Source organism: Sphingomonas sp. LHG3406-1, from assembly GCF_029637485.1.
Taxonomy (GTDB): Bacteria; Pseudomonadota; Alphaproteobacteria; order Sphingomonadales; family Sphingomonadaceae; genus Sphingomicrobium.
Genome location: NZ_CP069128.1, coordinates 2,754,672 through 2,772,306 on the forward strand (window position 1 = coordinate 2,754,672; position 17,635 = coordinate 2,772,306).

A 17,635-nucleotide genomic window follows, 5' to 3' on the forward strand; every position below is an offset into this window, starting at 1 on the left:
TGAAGGGAGGCTGAGGAGCGATCAGCGGCGGCTGAGTCCCAGTGCGCGCTTGGCATCGTGCAGGGTCGGTGCGGCCAACTCCGCGGCCCTCGCCGCACCCGTGTCGAGAATGCGATCGAGTTCGGCGGTGTCGCGCTCCAGCTCGGTGTAGCGGGCACGGATCGGCGCGATCAGCGCGACGAGCGCATCGGCCAGGGCCGGCTTGAAGGCGCCGAAACCCTGGCCCTCGAAGCGGGCGAGGATGGCGGTCTCGCTCTCCCCGGTCACGGCGGCCATGATCCCGACGAGGTTGCGCGCCTCCGGCCGGTCCTTGAGCAGCTCGGGGTCGCCGGGCAGAGGATCGGGATCGGTCCGCGCCTTGCGGATCTTGGCGGCGATCTCCTCGTCGCTGTCGACCAGATTGACCCGGCTCATGTCCGAAGGATCGGACTTGCTCATCTTGGCGCTGCCGTCGCGTAGCGACATGACCCGCGCCGCCACCCCGCCGCCGATGAAGGGCTCGGGCAGGACAAAGGTCTCGGTGCCGGTGTCGAGGTTGAATTTGGTGGCGATGTCGCGGGTGAGCTCGATATGCTGCTTCTGGTCCTCGCCGACCGGCACGTGGCTGGGACGATAGAGCAGGATGTCGGCGGCCTGGAGCACCGGATAGTCGAACAGGGCGACCGACGCGCCTTCCTTGTTCTTGCCCGACTTGTCCTTCCACTGGGTCATCCGGCTGAGCCAGCCCATGCGGGCGGTCCCGTTCAGCATCCAGCACAGCTCGGCATGGGCCGGCACGTCCGACTGGGCGAACAGGACGGAGCGGGCCGGATCGATGCCGCTGGCGATCAGCGCCGCCGCCATCGCGCGCACCTGCGCCAGCCGGGTTGCAGCCGGGATGTGGTCCGACAGCGAATGGAGGTCCGCGAGGAAGAACAGGCAGGGCGCCTCCTCCTGCATCCGCACCCAGCGCAGGATGGCGCCGAGCAGGTTGCCGAGGTGGAGGTTGCCGGTCGGCTGGATGCCGGACAGGACTCGGGTGACTGGAGCGCTGGTCATTCTGGGCTCTGCTGCGTGGCGGGGCGGCGGCGGCGAAGCGCAAGCAGTGCCTCGCGGTCGACGCCGCCGATGAGGAAGGCGACGCCGAAATAGACGAGGCCACCGACGGCCACCATGATCCCGAGCGCGAGGAACTCGCCCGCCTCGCTGGCGAACAGGCCGCGCGACAGCGGCTCCTGAAGCAGCCACAGGACGACGCCCATGGCGGCGGCGGCGATGATCTGGCGCGCCACCCGGCCGATCAGCCAGACCGGCATGCGGAAGTGGCCACGCACGGCGAGGATGGCGAACAGCAGCAGGAAATTGGCCCAGGCCCCGACCGAGGTGACGGTGGCGAGCGCGGTGATGCCGAGCAACGGGATCAGGAAGAAGTTGGCCGGGATCGACAGGATCAGGATGGCCATGGCGATATAGACCGGAGTCTTGACGTCCCGGCGGGCATAGAAGGCCGGGGTCAGCACCTTGACCAGCACATAGGCGGGCAGGCCGGTGACGAGGATGGCGAGGATGGCGGCGGTGGTCGCGCTGTCCTCGTCCGTGAACTCGCCGCCGCCGTACAGGGCGGCGATGATCGGTCCGGCAATCACCGCCAGCGCAACCGTGGCGGGAAGAGTCAGCAGCATGGACAGGTCGAAGGCGCGGGCCTGGACGTCGGCGGCCTCCGCCTCGTCGTCGCGGGCGATGGCGCGGCTGATCGCCGGCAGGATGGCGACGCCGAGCGCGGTGCCGATGATCGACAACGGAAGCTGGTTCAGGCGGTCGGCATAGCTGAGCATGGTCAGCGCGCCTTCGCCCAGACGGGCGGAGAAGAAGGCGTAGAAGAGCTGGCTGATCTGGTAGGCGCCGGCGGCCACGGTCGCCGGCAGGATGAGGATGACCAGCTCCTTCACCGCCGGAGTCATGCGTGGGCGGCGGAAGGAGAGGTGGACCCCCGCCCGCCGCACCGCCACCCAGCACAGCGCGAACTGGACGATGCCGCCGATCAGCACGGCGATCGCCATGTAGCGGACCGTCGCCAGGTCATTGCCGCGCGGCGCGAGCAGCAAGGCGGCGATGAGGACGAGGTTGAGCAGCGCGGGCGCGAAGGCGGCGGCGACGAAGCGCGTCAGTGAATTGAGGATGCCGGAGAGGAGCGCGACGAGGCTGATGAACAGCAGGTAGGGGAAGGTCCAGCGAGTGAGCTCCACCGCCAGTTCATATTTGCCCGGCACCTCGCGGTAGCTGCCGGCGACCAGCGCGATGACGCCCGGCATGAAGATGACGAACACGACCGTGACCAGCAGCAGCGCCGGCATGAAGACCGCAAGGATCTCGCTCGAGAACTCCTCGGCGTCCTTTTCCCCGCCCTGCGCCAGACGCCGGCTGAACAGCGGCACGAAGCCGCTCGAGAAGGCGCCTTCCGCGAACAGGCGGCGAAAGATGTTCGGCAGCAGGAAGGCGAGGTTGAAGGCGTCGTTGGCATGGCTTGCGCCGAGCAGGCGCGCCGCGATCATGTCGCGGACGAAGCCGAGCACGCGGCTGACCATGGTCAGCCCGCCGATGGTGCCGGTGGCCTTGAGGAGATTCATCGGTGCAGCTTCACGTAACTAGAGCCCCCTCCCGGCGTTGTTGCCCCCGCCGCCGACCGACGCAAGACGGCGGGTGGGCACCTCCCCCAGCGCAGGGGGAGGCGCCGATTACTGGACGGTCGGCTCGCTCTGCGGCTGCTCGCCGCCTTCAGCCTGGGCCTGCTGTTCGATCTGGCTCATGTAGATGCCAGCGAAGTCGATCGGGTCGAGCATCAGCGGCGGGAAGCCGGCATCCTGGACCGAGCTCGCGACAACCTGGCGGGCGAACGGGAACAGCAGGCGCGGCGCTTCGACGAGGAGGAACGCCGGGAGCGCCTCTTCCGGCAGGTTGCGCAGGCCAAAGATGCCGGCATAGCTGAGGTCGAGCACGAACTGGACGCCCGAGGCCGAACGCGCCGAGGCATCGATCTTCAGCACCACCTCATGGACGTCGTCGGCGATCTTGTTGACCGAGATGTTGAACTGGACGTCGAGCTGCGGCTGCTCGTTCCACTGATAGACCTGCGGGGACGACGGATTCTCGACCGACAGGTCCTTCACATATTGCGCCAGGGCCGCAACCTGGGGCGCTTCGGGATTGCTGCTGTCGGTGGCACCGTTGGCGCCGGCGGAGACGGGATCGGAAGCGGCCATGATTTCTGCCCTTAACCATGCTAAAAGGAAGACTCAGGCAAGACAGTTTCCGCCCGGCCCTGAACTGGGGCGGGCGACTAGCAGCCGCGCCGAGGCGGTGCAATGGCGCGGGCAGGCCCAAAGGCGAGGGTTTGAAGCAGCGGCACCAGCGCCTATATCGGGCGTTACAACACGGCTGAACACGAGAAAGCGGTTCTCTTGGTATCGATCATCATCCTCGCGCTGGTAGCCCTGTTCATCGGCTTGCGGCTGTACAACGTCCTCGGTGAGCGAACCGGGCACGAGCAACAGCTTTCGCTCAAGCCGGCGGACGCGGAAACAGTCGCTACCCCGCGCGCGCCGGTCGCCACGCCCGGCCAGCCGGCCCCGGCCGAGCCGCTCGACACCGCCTATCTCCCGACCGCCGGCCCTGGTGTGCGCGCGCTGCTCGCTGCCGATACCAGCTTCGACGTCGCCCGCTTTCTCGAAGGCGCGCAGGGCGCCTATCGCATGATCCTCGAGGCCTTCTGGGCCGGACGCCTTGATGAGGTCCGGGGCTTCCTCGATCCGGAGATCGCGGCCGCCTTCGACGGCGCCATCGCCGAGCGCGAGGCGGCCGGGCAGAAGCTCGACAACCGCTTGATCGCGATCGAGCAGGCGCTGATCGCCGCCGCCAACGTGACCGGCAAGGTCGCGACCCTGACGGTCCGGTTCGAGGCCGATATTGCCGCCATCACGCGCGATTCCGGTGGAAACGTCATTGCCGGTTCGCTCAGCGACGCGGTGCAGACCCGCGATCGCTGGACCTTCCGCCGCGACCTCGGTTCGAGCGATCCCAACTGGATCCTGATCGAAACCGACGACGAATAGTGCGGTATCCGACCAAGGGGCTGGGAGCGCTGCTCGCCCTTTCGCTGGCGGGATGCGCCACCCGGCCAACGCAGCCGGTACAGCCTGTCCCGTCGGTCGCGACGCCGGCACCTGCGCCCGTTCCGGTGCCGGTTACCCCGCCCAAGCCGGCCAATGCCGCCGCCGCCGGAATCACACCTGCGGCGCCGCGCAGTTTCTCCGCTGAGGCGGCCGCGCGGGCACTCGCCGCCTTCCGCATCTCCTGTCCTTCGGTCGTCCGCCGCAACGATGTTTCGCTGCTGACGCAGGGCGCCGACTGGCGGCCGCTGTGCGACGAGGCGGCGACCTTGCCAGTCGGGGACGGCGACGTGGCGAAGCGCTTCTTCACCGACAAGTTCGCCTGGGTGCGGGTCGGCAGCGAGCCGGCCTTCGCCACCGGCTATTGGGAGCCCGAGATCCTCGGCTCGCGCGTCACCGCGCCCGGCTATGCCGTGCCCATCTATCGTACACCGACCGACCTCGTCCGCTGCACCCGTGCCGATGGGCAGACCGGGCGCGGCCGGATCGATGCGACCGGGCAGTGCCTCCTCTACTGGACGCGGGCCGAGATCGAGGACGGCGCGCTCGCCGGACGCGGGCTCGAACTCGCCTATGCCGCCGACCCGGTCGACATGTTCTTCCTCGAGATCCAGGGCTCGGGCCGGCTTAGGCTGCCGGACGGCTCGGTCATGCGGATCGGCTACGACAATCAGAACGGCCGCGAATATGTCGGCGTCGGGCGTCTCCTGCGCGAACGTAACATCCTGCCGCCGGGCGGGGCGGACATGGACTCGATCAAGGCGTGGATGCGCAGCCAGCCGGACGGCGGCAAGTCGCTGATGCGCGAAAACCTGTCCAAGATCTTCTTCAAGGAATTGACCGGGCCCGGGCCGCTCGGGGCGCTTGGCCTTCCGGTTACGCCGCGGGGGACTGTCGCCACCGACCCCCTGTTCGTGCCGCTCGGCGCTCCCGTCTGGCTCGACGTCGCGATGAACGATGCCGACGGCCTGTGGGTGGCGCAGGACACGGGCGGCGCGATCAAGGGCGCCAACCGTTTCGACACCTTCTGGGGCGCCGGTGCCGAGGCGCGGCGGATCGCCGGCGGAATGTCGGCCAAAGGCGACGCGCTGCTCCTGCTGCCCCGGAGCAGCGTCGACCGGCTGCTCGCCCAGCGTGCGGCCGCTCAGCCCTGAGGAAGCGGCGCTGTGGGCACGGGTGACCGCGTCCATCACGCCGCTCAGCCGCGAGGCCGCCGCCACCAAGTCGCAGCCGCAGCCAGCGCCGGAACCCCAAGCCAAGCCGGTCCAGTCGCCGGCCAAGCCCAAGGGCAGGGTGCCGCCGCCGCGGCCGGTCACCAGCGCTCCGGTGCGCCGCGCCACCATCCACGGCAATCTCGACAGCCACTGGGAGCGGCGGTTGAAGAACGGCAATTTCGCGGTTGACCGTACGCTCGACCTTCACGGAATGAACCTGACCCAGGCCTATGAAGCGCTCGACCTCGCGCTGGAGCGGGCGATCGCGGCCGGGGACCGGCTGCTGCTGCTGGTCACCGGTCATCACCGCCCGGGCGAGCCGCCGGTCCAGCGTGGCAAGATCCGCGCCGCAGTGCACGACTGGCTCGCCGTGTCCCGCCACGCCGAACGCATTGCGGCCGTGCGCAGCGCCCACCGGCGGCATGGGGGCGGGGGCAGCCTTTACCTGATCCTGAGGCGATAGTCCGGACCTATACCGCTTTTTAACACCCGTGTCTTAACCAAGCTCGGGTCATGAAGGTGGGCAGCGCACAGAAGTTCAGCAACATGCTCCTGTCGGGGCTGGCCGGCGTCGCGTCCTTCGTCTTCTCGCTTTACGCCTTCCTTACCATCAAGCACCTGCCCGAGCAGGTCGCGGCGGCGGTCATCGCCGGGGCCTTCTGCCTGATCATCTGCTACGTCGCCGCCGAACGCCCCAACAGCGAGGGCGCGCGGGCACTTGCCGCGCTTCGCGACCGGCTGCTGGCGGTGGAGGAGGGCGACCTCACCTCGCCGGCGCCCGAGCTCGTCCGCCGCGCGATGCCCAAGGTCGCCTCGGCCGTGGACAGCCTGTTCGCCGAGGTGCGCAGCTCGATCGACAATGCCCATGCGCTCGGCATGTACGATCCAGTCACGAGCCTGCCCAACCGGCTGAACTTCCGCGCCGAGGCCGAGCGGCTGCTCGCCGAATCGGGCACCAGGCAGACCGTCATGCTGTTCCTCGACCTCGACCGGTTCAAGGCGGTCAACGACAGCCTTGGTCATGCCCGCGGCGACCAGCTGCTGGTGATGGTCGCCAACCGCCTGCGGGTGCTGATCAACGGTGAGGCCGCCAACGGCGCGACGCGGCCCCTGCTGGCGAGGCTCGCCGGCGACGAATTCACGCTCTTCTTCCCCGACGCTGCCGGCAGCGGCGAGGCCGAGCGCCTCGCCCGCCGGGTCGTGCTGGCCCTGGGCGAGCCGTTCGAACTGCAGGGGCACAGCGTGGACATCGGCGCATCGGTCGGCGTCGCCATGGGACCGACGCATGGCCGCAGCGTCGAGGAGCTGATGCGCGCGGCCGACGTCGCCATGTATCGCGCCAAGGCGCTCGGCGGCCACCAGCACTGCCTGTTCAACGATACGCTGGCCGACGAGCATCGGCACCGGCTCGAAACGGAAAAGGCACTGGTCGACGCCGTGCAGCGTGATGAATTCCTGCTGGCGCTGCAGCCGCAGCTCAGCCTGGTGACGGGCGCGGTGACCGGGTGCGAGGCGCTGCTGCGCTGGAACCACCCGACCCGCGGCATCGTCGCGCCGGGCGACTTCATCGACATCGCCGAGCAGACCGGCACCATCAACGACATCGGCGACTGGGTCATGGCCGAAGTGGCGGCGATGATCGCCAGCTGGGACGAGACCCGTACCGGAATGGGGCGAATCGCCTTCAACGTCTCGCCGCGCCAGCTTGAGCGGCAGGACTTCTTCCCCCGCCTTCGCCAAATCTTCGGCGATGCCGGCATTTCGCTCGACCGAGTCGAACTGGAGTTCACCGAGACGGCGGCGATGGAATGTTCAGCCGGTGTCCTGGCCGAGATCGCCGAACTTCGCCGAGAGGGCGCGACCATCGCCATCGACGACTTCGGCACCGGCTATTCCAACATCGCCCGGCTTCGCCAGCTGCCCATCGACCGGGTCAAGCTCGATCCATCGCTGATCCACGACATCGTCGACAGCGAGCAGGCACGAAACGTCGTCCAGTCGGTCATCCAGCTGGTGCGGGCGGTCGACTGCGAATTGGTAGCAGAGGCGGTCGAGACCGTCGCCCAGGCCGATATCCTTCGCGCCATGGGCTGCGAGACGATCCAGGGCTTCGTCTTCGCCGAGCCGATGATGGAGACCGAATTCCTCGCCTGGACCTCGCACGCCGGTGCGAGTGATCGAAGCGCGGCCTGAAGCGTCAGGCCGTCAGCCCACCCTCGAACACCCGCCGGTAGACCCGCGTCAGGGCCTCGATGTCGGCCAGCGAAGCGCTTTCCCCAACCTTGTGCATGGTCGCATTGGGCAGGCCGAAGTCGACTACCGGGCAGAGCTTGATGAGGAATCGCCCGTCCGACGTGCCGCCGCCCGTCGACAGCTCCGGCTCGATCCCGCACTCGGCGCGAATGGCGTCGGTCACCAGATCGTAGAGCCTGCCGGGTGGGGTGAGGAAGGCCTCGCCAGAGATGCGCGTCCTGATCTCGCAGCCAGGGTCGATCGCCCGCGCGGTGTCGGTCAGCAGCCGGATCAGTTCGTCGCCCGTGTGGAGATTGTTGAAGCGGATATTTCCCTGCGCGCTCGCCTCGCCCGGGATGAGGTTGCTGGCGGCGGTCGGCGTTCCCAACGCGACGAACTCCAGGTTGGACGGCGGAAAGGCCTCGGTGCCGTCGTCGAGGTGGATGTCCGACAGGGCGGCGACGATGCGGGCGAGGCGCGGCACCGGATTGTCGGCCTTGTGCGGATAGGCGACATGGCCCTGCACGCCCTTCACCTTGATCCAGAAATTGACCGATCCGCGCCGCCCGATCTTGACCGTGTCGCCGAGCCGCGTCTCGCTGGTCGGTTCGCCGATCAGGATCATGTCGGGGCGGATGCCGCGCTCGTCCAGCCAGTCGATGATCCGCGGCGTGCCGTAGGTAGCGTAGCCTTCCTCGTCGCCGGTGATGAGGAAGGAGAGGGTGCCCGACTGTTGATCGATCCGCGAGGCGGCGGCGGCTGCGGCGGCGATGGCGCTCTTCATGTCGTTGGCGCCGCGGCCGACCAGCCGCCCGTCCTCGATGCGCGCGGTGAAGGCATCGCCGGTCCAGCCCTCGCCGGCCGGCACCACGTCGAGGTGACCGGCAAAGCCGACGTGGAGGCCGGGACCCCGCTCCCGGATCGCGACCATATTCTCGGTCGGGCCGTCCGGCGCCTCGCCGAGGGTGAAGCGATGGACGGTGAAGCCGAGGGCGGACAGCGCCTCGTCGAGCACGTCGAATACCTCGCCACTCGCGGGCGTGACCGACGGCACGGAAATCAGCTTGGCAGCAAGGTCGATGGGGTCGATGGTGGTCATGGGAAGCAGGCGCTAGCATGGGGAAGCGGAATGCCGAAACTCGACCTTGAGACGATCGAGCAGACCAACGCCACCGGCTACCCCGAGCCCCATGCGGCAGCGGTGCGGGGGCGCTGGTACCGCCGCCTCGCCCCGGCGTCCGGGATCAGCGACTTCGGTGCGAGCCAGGTGACGCTGGAGCCCGGCGCCTGGTCGAGCCAGCGCCACTGGCATGCGGAGGAGGACGAACTGGTCGTCATGCTTGAAGGGGAAGCAGTGCTGGTCGAGGAGGACGGCCGCACCTTGCTCCGCCCCGGCGACATTGCCGCCTTCCCGAAGGGCGTGGCGAACGGCCATCACCTCATCAACGAAGGCGATGTGCCCTGCCGCTTCGTCGCCATTGGGCGTCCGGCGGCGAGCGATTGCCATTATCCGGACATCGACATGCACCTCGACGGCCGGACCATGAAGTTCGTGCGCAAGGCCTAGCTGGCGAGCGCTCCGACGAGGGCGGTGAAGCCGGTCGGGACGAGTCCGCAGCGGCCGCCGGCACGCGCGATGGTGAGCGGGATCTGCGGATCGCGGATCTCGCCGCTGACCCGCATCAGATCGTCGACCCCCAAGCGGGCGGGGTTGGGATCGCTGTCCCGGTAGGCGCGTGCGGCCCGGGCCAGCTCGAGCAGCTGGGCGGTGTTGAGATCGCGCTGGAGATGGCCCCCCATGCATTCGGCGCGCCCCCGGTCGAGCCCATAACCCGTGAGCGTGTCGGCAATCCGTTCCTTCGGGCTGGACGCACAGGCGCCGAGTGCAAGCATCGCGGCGTAAAGGGAAATTTGACGCATGCCACCCCGACGAACGGGAGGTTCAGGCGGTTCCCTGCGCCCCTTCATATTGCTCGATCACCCACGGCTCGTCCTGCGCGGCCTCGATCCATTCGGCGACGTGGGGATGGCGCAGCACGTCCGACATATATTGCCGGGCGAACGGCGGGACGGGGATGGAATAGGTGAGAAAGCGGGTGACGACCGGCGCATACATCATGTCCGCCGCGGTCCAGGCGCCGAACAGGAACGGACCGCTGCCGCCGTGACGCGCGCGGGCCTGCGCCCACAGGACGAGGATTCGGTTGATGTCGGCGACGGTCTCGTCCGACAGCCGGGGCAGGGGACCGCTACGGCGGACGTTCATAGGGCATTCGCGGCGCAGGGCAGCGAAGCCCGAGTGCATCTCGGCGGCCATCGACCGCGCCATCGCCCGCGCGCCGACTTCCTCCGGCCAGAATTTCGTCGTCTCGGTGAGATCGGCGCAATATTCGATGATGGCGAGGCTGTCCCACACCACGACGTCGTCATGCCAAAGCAGGGGGACCTTGCCCGACGAGGGGGCGAACTCGTCGCCTTCGCGCCGCTCGTCCCAGTCATTGTTGTAGAGCGGGACGACCAGTTCCTCGAAGTCGAGGCCCGATGCCTTCAGCGCCAGCCAGCCGCGCATCGACCAGGAGGAATAGGCCTTGTTGCCGATGATGATCTTGAGCATGCGGTCTCCGCCTTGCGTCACCCCGGACTCGATCCGGGGCCCGCTTCTTGTCTTGGAATTGCAGAAGAAGAAGCGGGACCCCGGGTCAAGCCCGGGGTGACGGGCAGTCAGGAAAGCGCGTCACCAAGCACGGCCGCACGAACCTCGGCAATTCCCATGCCCTTCTCGCTCGACGTGGCGATCAGCTCAGGGAAGGCGGCGGGGTGCTTGCGCGCTTCCGCCTCGGTCGCGGCGCGGACCGCGGCAAGCTCGCTCGCCTTGATCTTGTCGGCCTTGGTCAGCACCAGCCGGTAGCCGACCGCTGCGGAATCGAGCATCTCCATGATCTCACGGTCGACCGGCTTCACGCCATGGCGGCTGTCGATCAGGACGATCGCCCGCTTCAGCACGGCGCGCCCGCGCAGATAGTCGTTCACCAGGAAGCGCCAGCGCTTGACCATGTCCTTGGGCGCCTCGGCGAAGCCATAGCCTGGCATGTCGACCAGCCGCAGCGTCAACGGGTCGCCGACGTCGAAGAAGTTGAGCTCCTGCGTCCGGCCCGGCGTGTTCGACGTCCGTGCCAGCTTGTTGCGGCCGGTGATGGCGTTGAGCAGTGACGACTTGCCGACGTTGGAACGGCCGGCGAAGGCGATTTCCGGCGCCCGCCCGTCGGGCAGAAATTCGAGTCCCGGTGCCGACTTCAGGAATTCGACGGGACCCGCGAACAGCTTGCGCGCCCGCTCCTCGATGTCGTCCTCATAGTCCATCAGGTCTTGGCCGCCAGCCCGGCCCGGGCTGCGATCTTCTCCGCGTCATACTTGGAATAGAGATACTTCTGCTGCGCGATGCCGAGGATATTGGACACCACCCAGTAAAGCTGCAGGCCGGCCGCGAACGGCGCCATGGCGAACATCAGCACCCACGGCATGATCGAGAAGATCTGCTTCTGGATATCGTCCATGGGCGCCGGGTTGAGCCGGAACTGCAGCCACATGGTCACGCCGAGCAGGATCGGCAGGACGCCGAGGTGCAGGAGGCCGGGCGGATCGAAGTTCAGCAGGCCGAACAGGTTGATCGGGGTCAGCGGATCGGGCGCCGACAGGTCCTTGATCCACAGCTCCCACGGCTGGTGGCGCATTTCGACGGTCACTGTCAGCACCTTATAGAGCGCGTAGAAGACCGGGATCTGGAGGAAGATCGGAAGGCAGCCCGCGGCCGGATTGATCTTCTCGCGCTTGTACAGCTCGAGCAGCTCCGTCTGCATCTTGGTCCGGTCGTCCTTGTGACGCTCCTGGATCTCCTTCATCTTCGGCTGCATCGCCCGCATCGCCGCCATCGACCGGAACTGGCGGTCGAAGATCGGATACATCAGCAGGCGGACGATGAAGGTCAGCGCGATGATCGCCCAGCCGAAGTTGCCGATGGTGTTGAACAGCCAGATCAGCAGCGAGAAGATCGGCCGCATGAACCATTCGAAATAGCCCCAGTCGATCGAGTCCGAGATGACCGGCAGGGTGCCGTCGGCCTCGTACGCGTCGAGCCACTTCTTTTCCTTGGCGCCGGCGAACAGGCGGGTGGTGTTCTCGCTTGCCTGACCGGGCGCGAGGATCTTCGGCTCGAGGGCGTAATCGGCCTGGTAGCTGGTGCCCTGCCCGCGGCGGAAGCTGGCGCCGAGCGGCGCGTCGCCGGCCGGCGCGAGTGCGGTCAGCCAATATTTGTCGGTGAAGCCGAGCCAGCCATTGTTGCCGGTGAAGCGCTTGCCGCCCTGCTCCTCGTCGAGCGTATCGTAGTTGACGCCATATTCGGCCGCCCCGTCGAACACGCCCATTGGGCCGACATGGTGGGTCCAGCCGTCGAAATTGGCATCGGGTCCGCTGTTGGCGCGGCTGAGCAGGCCGAACGGACGGACCGCGACCGGGCCGCCACCCTGGTTCACGACCCGCTGCTTGACGGTGAACAGATAGCCGTCGTCGACCGCGACGATCAGTTCGAAGCGCTGGCCGGTGGGATTGGTCCAGCTGAGGGTGATCGGCTTGCCCGGGACGAGGGTCGGCGCGCTGGTGGTCCAGACGCTGTTGGCATCGGGCACGGCGACGCCCTGGCCGGTCCAGCCGAAGCGGGCAAAATAGGCGCCCGGCGCGCCGGCCGGACTGAGCAGCCGGGCCGGCTGGGCATTGTTGCCGACACGGTCGGTGTGACGGACCATCCGCAGGTCGTCGAAGGTCGCACCCTTGAGGCTGATCGAGCCGTCGAGGCTGGGCGTCGTGACCTTGACCCGCGGAACGCCGCGAAGTGCTTGGGCGCGGGTCATGGTCGGTGCGGCAGAGGTGGGTGCTGCGGTGGCGGCCGCCGGCGCGGTGCCGGGCGCGGCCGGCATGCCGCTCTTCTGCGCGGTCGCCGCCGGCTTGGGCGTCGGCATGAACCGCTCCGACAGGAACCCCCAGCCGAGCAGCACCAGGGCGCTCAGCGCAATGGCGAGGATCATGTTGCGCGTGTCGTTGTTCACTTCAGTTCATGTCCTCGTGACTGACCCGTCGGTTCCGGTACCGGATCGTAGCCCTGGCCCCCCCAGGGATGGCAGCGGCCGATCCGCTTGCATGCGAGCCAGCTTCCGCGAAGCGCCCCATAGCGGCGCCAGGCCGTGATTGCATAGGCCGAGCAGCTCGGCTGAAAGCGGCAGGAAGGCGGCAGGATGGCGCTCGGCCCGATCTGCCAGCCGCGCGCAAGCAGGATGAGCAGGCGGGCGATCATGTCGCCACCTTTCGCAGCGCCTTGGCGAGCTCGGCGCGAAGCTTGGCGAAGTCGCGCTCGATCCCGCTCTGGCGGCCGATGATCACATGGTCGGCGCCGGCGACGCCTTCGGCGGGCAGCAGCTCGGCAGCAAGCGCGCGCAGGCGCCGCTTCATCCGGTTGCGGACAACGGCGTTGCCGACCTTCTTGCTGACGGTATAGCCGACGCGCTTTGTGGCCGAGCCGTCGCCGCGATGGCGGACCAGCAGGACGAAACCGGGCATGGCTGCGCGCCGGCCGCTATTGGCCGCGAGAAAATCCGCGCGCTTGCTTAAGGTGACTAGGCGCTCAGCTTCTTGCGGCCGCGCGCCCGGCGGGCCGCCAGCACCTTGCGTCCGCCCACCGTCGCCGAGCGCGAACGGAAGCCGTGACGCCGCTTGCGGACGAGGTTGCTGGGCTGGAAAGTGCGCTTCATCGCTCATTGCCTTAGGTTTGGGAACAAAAAGGGCCGCCCCGACGAGGGCAGCCGCATTGCTTGGCGCGCCGTTACTGAAGGCGGCGTCCGGAGTCAATGGCGGGGCGCCGGCTCGGCAGGTGCGACTTCGGCAGGGGTGGGGTCGACCGGCGACAGTTCGAGCCCGGCCTTGGGGAGGGGATCGTCGATCCGCGGGACCTCCGACAGCGGCGGCGCCTCGGCCCGCTCTCGCTCCTTGCGCAAGGCCTCGCGGCGCTTGGCACTGCCGCGTCGGAGGCCCCAGTCGAACCAGGTCCCGGCGCGGGGCTGCCAGCGCTTGAAATGGACGTAGCGGCGCTTTGCCCACAGGCTGGTGCGGAGGACCAGCGTCAGCCCGGCGGCGGCCAGCAGCAGCCCGCCGGGGCCGGGCAGGGGACTGGCGAGCGGGGCTGCGACGAACAGCAAGATCATGCCGAGGACGAACAGCATGCTCTGGACCATGCGCGTGTTGCGGATCGCGGCGAGGCGCTCGAGCAGGGTCATTGCAAGGTGATGTAGGGAGATAGGACGGCAGGGAAAAGGGGGCGGGGCCGGCCCCTTGTCCTCCAGTGGGTTGCTCAACTCCCGCTACCAGCGTAGCCTCCTGTTCGCCGAGCTAGGGGGCTGTTTGCTTCGTTCATTGCCGGTGCCCGGAGGTCGCGCCTGATGGTCGCGATCGTGTCCACCGTCGCCTATCTCGGTCTCGAGGCCCGCGCCGTCGAGGTGCAGGTCCAGCTGTCGACCGGCATCCCGCGCTTCGTCATCGTCGGTCTGCCCGACAAGGCGGTGGCCGAAAGTCGCGAGCGGGTGCGGGCCGCGCTGACCGCCATTGGCCTCGCGCTCCCGCCCAAGGTCATCACCGTCAACCTGTCACCGGCCGACCTGCCCAAGGAAGGCAGCCATTTCGACCTGCCGATCGCACTCGGCCTGCTCGCCGCGGTCGGCGCGGTCGATGCCGATATGCTGTCCCACTATGTCGCCGTCGGCGAGCTCTGTCTCGACGGACGCATCACCGCCTCGCCCGGCGTGCTGCTCGCCGCGCTGCATGCGGCTGGCGAGGAGAAGGGGCTGATCTGCCCGGCGGCGCAAGGAGCCGAAGCGGCCTGGGCTGGGGAGGTGGAGGTGCTCGCCGCCCCCGACCTCCTCGCCCTGCTCGCTCACCTGCGGGGGACGACCCTGCTGCCGCCGCCGCCGCCCGGCGTGGCGGAGCCGGCGGTCGGCGGTCCCGACCTCGTTCAGGTCAAGGGACAGGAAGTCGCCAAGCGCGCGCTGGAGATCGCCGCCGCGGGCGGGCACAACCTGCTGATGAGCGGGCCGCCGGGCGCCGGCAAGTCGCTGCTCGCTTCCTGCCTTCCCGGGATCCTCCCGCCATTGTCGCCGGCCGAGGCGCTCGAAGTGTCGATGGTCGCCTCCGTCGCGGGCGAGATGGTCGGTGGGCAGATGAAGCGCCGCCGGCCGTTCCGCGCGCCGCATCACAGCGCCTCCATGCCAGCCCTCGTCGGCGGCGGCCTCAAGGTCCGGCCGGGCGAGATCAGCCTTGCCCATCTCGGAGTCCTCTTCCTCGACGAGCTGCCCGAATTCCAGCGTGCCGTGCTCGACAGCCTGCGCCAGCCGCTCGAGACCGGAACGGTCAGCGTCGCCCGCGCCAACGGGCACCTGACCTTTCCCGCCCGCGTGCAGCTGATCGCCGCGATGAACCCCTGCCGCTGCGGCCATCTCGGCGATGCTTCACTCGCCTGTTCTCGCGCCCCGCGCTGCGCCGGCGACTATCAGGCGCGCGTGTCCGGTCCCTTGCTCGACCGCATCGACCTCCATGTCGAGGTGGCGGGGGTCAGCGCCGCCGACCTCTCGCTGCCGCCGCCCGCCGAAGGGACCGCCGCCGTGGCGGAGCGGGTGGCGCGGGCGAGGGGGGTACAGAGCGCCCGTTACGGCCCGGCCGGCCCGCGCACCAATGCCGAGGTCGACGGTGAGCTGCTCGATGCCGTTGCCACGCCCGACGAGCCCGGCCGCCGTCTCCTCGCCGATGCGGCCGCCGCCATGCGCCTCAGCGCCCGCGGTTATCACCGTGTGCTCCGTGTCGCCCGCACCATCGCCGACCTTGCCGGGATTGAGCAGGTCGGACGCATCCATATTGCGGAGGCGCTCAGCTATCGCCGGGTCGCTCCGCGTAACTAGAAGTTAACGCGACGCTGTGACATCTTCGGTCGTCATCAGGGGAGACCAGTCATGGGAGCGTTCGAGTCCGTCGCTTACAGCTTTCGGCACTTCGCGGACTTCAAGAGCCGCGCGTCGCGCTCTGAATTCTGGATTTTCTTCTTCTTTGTCATCCTGCTGAACCTGGTGGCGGGCACGTTCGGCATCCGGATCAGCGGGATCGTGGCGCTGGTCCTGTTCGTGCCGCAGCTGTCGGTCGCCGTCCGCCGGCTGCACGACGTCGGCTGCTCCGGCAAGGAGCTGATCATCCCCTTCGCGCTGATGTTCGCCGCCGGCCTCCTTGCGGTCTTCCCGGGCTTCCTTTCGAAGATGGTGACGCTTGGCGTGATCGGCACTGCGCTCATCTTCTTCGCTGCTCTGCTGCGCCACCTCGTCAAGGAAGGCAGTCGCGTTCCCAACAAGTGGGGCGCGAGCCCGACCGCCTTCTCCTTCGCCCGCTAGGCGCCGCTTGCCGCTTCCGGGGCCTTCCCCTAGGAGGATCCCGGAAGCCCCCGTGGCGGAATGGTAGACGCGACCGACTCAAAATCGGTTGTCGAGAGACGTGTCCGTTCGAGTCGGACCGGGGGCACCAAGGCGCAAGAGAAGAGAGGGCGGCCCGAACGGACGTCCATCTGTCAGAAATCTGCTTTCGTCTCGTTGCGGACATCGAATGCCGGCAGCGGTCCCAATCGCCAGATACGCAGGATTCTGATTCCTTCGACTTTGTACGTGGCGACCGTCCGCGCTCCTCCGATGGGAAAGACTCGTGATCGGTTGCGAGTCTGCCTGACCCTCGTCCGTCGCGTCACAGCCGCGGTTTCTTCTGAGACGCAGGGAAATCGCCGGGAAAGCCGGCAATCCTCGAAAGAGTGCGAGTTAGCTCAACCGTTGGGTCTGGCAGAGATCTGCTGCTGCCAACGCTCCCGTTCGCGGCGTGCGCGCTCGACCTCTTCCTTGTGTCTGGCGGCCTCCGCTTCGTAGCGCCTCTGAGCTTCTGCGGCTCGCTGCCCTGCAGCCTCCGCAGCCTTCTGATTGGCAATCTTCTGCTGCTCGGCCGCCCTGATGGCCTCTTCACGTTCACGAGCAAGCCGCTTGTACTCAGCAAGTTCAGCTTCGTACTTCGCATCACGTTCCGCCCGGAGGCTGGCGCGAGATTCTATCGCCGAAGCTTGGCTTGTGGCCGGCCTTGACGGTGCAACGCCGACCTCCTGAGTCCTTTTCGAAGGTTTCTCCGGCTCTGGGTTCATCAACTTTCGCAAGGCCGCCATGCCTTCCTCGTCACAGCGGCCATTTTCCTGCACCGTAACTCCGGTCTTCATGCGGGCATTGGTGGTCATGATCATGAATTCGAAATGGTATGTGCCACCGGCGGATACGGTGGTGAATGACGATCGCGAGGTCCGCGCGAAGCCGTCGTCTTGATAGACAGGGCGGTCCACTTCGCACTCATGGGACGCTGCGATCCAGCAGAAGGACAGTCCCTGTGGGGTGATCTGCAGATTTCGGGCGGTGTGGGGTGCGTCGTTTCCCGTCTGGTGGGTCAAAGTCTTTCCGTCGGTCCGCAGCGTGAAGTTCTTGGGCGATGGCCCGCCAATCACGCCACCTCTCCCGTGAGGATTGTAGATCTTCATGTCGCTGATGCCGGTGCACTTGAGCACCACTTCCTGCGCCTGCGCTGGCTGCACGCCAAGCAGGGCCAGGGTCCACATTATTCGCTTCATACGCCAGCCCCCCAATGAGCAATCGCCAAGAACCATGGACGGGGATGGCATCAGGCATGCCATCCCCGTATTCAGTGGTGATCAGCCGCGACAGCTACCCCGGTGGTTGGCAACGTAGGCAACGCAAATCCACTCTCCGCTATTCTCCCTGCAGCTGCTCACGAGAGCCGGCGTGTAGCAGTTGCCCTGCCCGTGCCGGCGCTGCGATTCGTAGCGGGCCTGCTCGTTCGCGTGAGCCATCGCCGCCGCTCGCGAACCACCAACGCCCTCGATGGGAGTTCCGGCGATAGCGGCTGTACTCGTGAGCGCGAGCG

At 67.8% G+C, this 17,635-nt stretch carries 19 protein-coding genes, 1 tRNA gene and 1 pseudogene; 8 read left to right on the forward strand and 13 right to left on the reverse strand.

Annotation, left to right across the window (positions count from 1 at the left end; all coding sequences use genetic code 11):
- Window positions 1-21: 21 nt before the first annotated feature.
- From trpS to secB, 3 genes are all read right to left on the reverse strand, one after another.
- Window positions 22-1,038: a tryptophan--tRNA ligase gene (trpS, locus tag JOY29_RS13525; protein WP_300974058.1), complete on the reverse strand. Its 1,017-nt coding sequence runs from the start codon at window positions 1,036-1,038 to the stop codon at window positions 22-24.
- A complete protein-coding gene (gene murJ, locus JOY29_RS13530) occupies window positions 1,035-2,606 on the reverse strand; it encodes a murein biosynthesis integral membrane protein MurJ (RefSeq protein ID WP_300974059.1) in 1,572 nt (523 codons plus the stop codon). The genes trpS and murJ overlap by 4 nt, the downstream gene beginning before the upstream one ends.
- A gap of 108 nt (window positions 2,607-2,714) precedes the next feature.
- Window positions 2,715-3,239, reverse strand: a complete 525-nt coding sequence (secB, locus tag JOY29_RS13535) for a protein-export chaperone SecB (RefSeq protein ID WP_300974060.1) — start codon at window positions 3,237-3,239, stop codon at window positions 2,715-2,717.
- A gap of 198 nt (window positions 3,240-3,437) precedes the next feature.
- Between secB and JOY29_RS13540 the strand changes: the two genes are divergently transcribed.
- Genes JOY29_RS13540 through JOY29_RS13555 form a run of 4 tightly spaced genes read left to right on the forward strand, consistent with a single transcriptional unit; the run spans window position 3,438 to window position 7,552 of the window.
- Entirely contained in the window at window positions 3,438-4,088 is a 651-nt protein-coding gene (locus tag JOY29_RS13540) for a Tim44/TimA family putative adaptor protein (protein ID WP_300974061.1), read from the forward strand.
- Window positions 4,088-5,299 (forward strand): MltA domain-containing protein, encoded by a 1,212-nt coding sequence (locus JOY29_RS13545; RefSeq protein ID WP_300974062.1) that lies wholly within the window; start codon window positions 4,088-4,090, stop codon window positions 5,297-5,299. The genes JOY29_RS13540 and JOY29_RS13545 overlap by 1 nt, the downstream gene beginning before the upstream one ends.
- Window positions 5,280-5,822 carry a Smr/MutS family protein gene (locus JOY29_RS13550; protein ID WP_300974063.1) on the forward strand — a complete coding sequence of 181 codons (543 nt, stop codon included), beginning with the start codon at window positions 5,280-5,282 and terminating at the stop codon, window positions 5,820-5,822. Before JOY29_RS13545 ends, JOY29_RS13550 begins: the two co-directional genes overlap by 20 nt.
- 50 nt (window positions 5,823-5,872) lie before the next feature.
- A complete protein-coding gene (locus JOY29_RS13555; RefSeq protein WP_300974064.1) occupies window positions 5,873-7,552 on the forward strand; it encodes an EAL domain-containing protein in 1,680 nt (559 codons plus the stop codon).
- Between the two features lie 4 nt (window positions 7,553-7,556).
- Here the strand turns inward: JOY29_RS13555 and dapE are convergent, their stop codons facing one another.
- The gene (dapE, locus tag JOY29_RS13560; RefSeq protein WP_300974065.1) at window positions 7,557-8,690 is read right to left on the reverse strand and encodes a succinyl-diaminopimelate desuccinylase; all 1,134 of its coding nucleotides are present in this window, start codon (window positions 8,688-8,690) and stop codon (window positions 7,557-7,559) included.
- A 30-nt stretch (window positions 8,691-8,720) separates the two neighbouring features.
- Between dapE and JOY29_RS13565 the strand changes: the two genes are divergently transcribed.
- Window positions 8,721-9,158, forward strand: coding sequence for a cupin domain-containing protein (locus JOY29_RS13565; protein WP_300974066.1), 438 nt, complete (start codon window positions 8,721-8,723; stop codon window positions 9,156-9,158).
- Here the strand turns inward: JOY29_RS13565 and JOY29_RS13570 are convergent.
- The 8 genes and pseudogenes from JOY29_RS13570 to JOY29_RS13605 form a co-directional block, all read right to left on the reverse strand.
- A complete protein-coding gene (locus JOY29_RS13570; protein WP_300974067.1) occupies window positions 9,155-9,511 on the reverse strand; it encodes a hypothetical protein in 357 nt (118 codons plus the stop codon). The two genes, JOY29_RS13565 and JOY29_RS13570, sit on opposite strands and share 4 nt — an antisense overlap.
- Before the next feature lie 22 nt (window positions 9,512-9,533).
- The gene (locus JOY29_RS13575; protein ID WP_300974068.1) at window positions 9,534-10,205 is read right to left on the reverse strand and encodes a glutathione S-transferase family protein; all 672 of its coding nucleotides are present in this window, start codon (window positions 10,203-10,205) and stop codon (window positions 9,534-9,536) included.
- A gap of 107 nt (window positions 10,206-10,312) precedes the next feature.
- On the reverse strand, window positions 10,313-10,951 hold the full coding sequence (yihA, locus tag JOY29_RS13580; RefSeq protein WP_300974069.1) for a ribosome biogenesis GTP-binding protein YihA/YsxC: 639 nt from the start codon (window positions 10,949-10,951) through the stop codon (window positions 10,313-10,315).
- The gene (gene yidC / locus JOY29_RS13585) at window positions 10,951-12,690 is read right to left on the reverse strand and encodes a membrane protein insertase YidC (RefSeq protein ID WP_300974070.1); all 1,740 of its coding nucleotides are present in this window, start codon (window positions 12,688-12,690) and stop codon (window positions 10,951-10,953) included. The genes yihA and yidC overlap by 1 nt, the downstream gene beginning before the upstream one ends.
- A complete protein-coding gene (gene yidD, locus JOY29_RS13590; RefSeq protein WP_300974071.1) occupies window positions 12,687-12,935 on the reverse strand; it encodes a membrane protein insertion efficiency factor YidD in 249 nt (82 codons plus the stop codon). The genes yidC and yidD overlap by 4 nt, the downstream gene beginning before the upstream one ends.
- Window positions 12,932-13,243 (reverse strand): annotated as a pseudogene (rnpA, locus tag JOY29_RS13595) (ribonuclease P protein component); the annotation flags it as partial. The gene yidD and the pseudogene rnpA, both read right to left, overlap by 4 nt.
- Window positions 13,244-13,254: 11 nt before the next feature.
- Window positions 13,255-13,389, reverse strand: coding sequence for a 50S ribosomal protein L34 (gene rpmH / locus JOY29_RS13600; protein ID WP_029942004.1), 135 nt, complete (start codon window positions 13,387-13,389; stop codon window positions 13,255-13,257).
- Window positions 13,390-13,482: 93 nt separating this feature from the next.
- Window positions 13,483-13,911 (reverse strand): hypothetical protein, encoded by a 429-nt coding sequence (locus JOY29_RS13605; RefSeq protein WP_300974072.1) that lies wholly within the window; start codon window positions 13,909-13,911, stop codon window positions 13,483-13,485.
- Between the two features lie 162 nt (window positions 13,912-14,073).
- On the opposite strand from JOY29_RS13605, the gene JOY29_RS13610 reads away from it, so the two are divergent.
- The 3 genes from JOY29_RS13610 (at window position 14,074) to JOY29_RS13620 (ending at window position 16,192) form a co-directional block, all read left to right on the forward strand.
- Window positions 14,074-15,582 carry a YifB family Mg chelatase-like AAA ATPase gene (locus tag JOY29_RS13610; protein WP_300974073.1) on the forward strand — a complete coding sequence of 503 codons (1,509 nt, stop codon included), beginning with the start codon at window positions 14,074-14,076 and terminating at the stop codon, window positions 15,580-15,582.
- 51 nt (window positions 15,583-15,633) lie between these two features.
- Complete coding sequence (locus tag JOY29_RS13615; protein WP_300974074.1) at window positions 15,634-16,062, forward strand: DUF805 domain-containing protein; 429 nt, start codon at window positions 15,634-15,636, stop codon at window positions 16,060-16,062.
- Between the two features lie 46 nt (window positions 16,063-16,108).
- Window positions 16,109-16,192: transfer RNA gene (locus JOY29_RS13620), tRNA-Leu, on the forward strand.
- A 289-nt stretch (window positions 16,193-16,481) separates the two neighbouring features.
- Here the strand turns inward: JOY29_RS13620 and JOY29_RS13625 are convergent.
- On the reverse strand, window positions 16,482-17,309 hold the full coding sequence (locus tag JOY29_RS13625) for a hypothetical protein (RefSeq protein ID WP_300974075.1): 828 nt from the start codon (window positions 17,307-17,309) through the stop codon (window positions 16,482-16,484).
- Window positions 17,310-17,635: the final 326 nt, after the last annotated feature.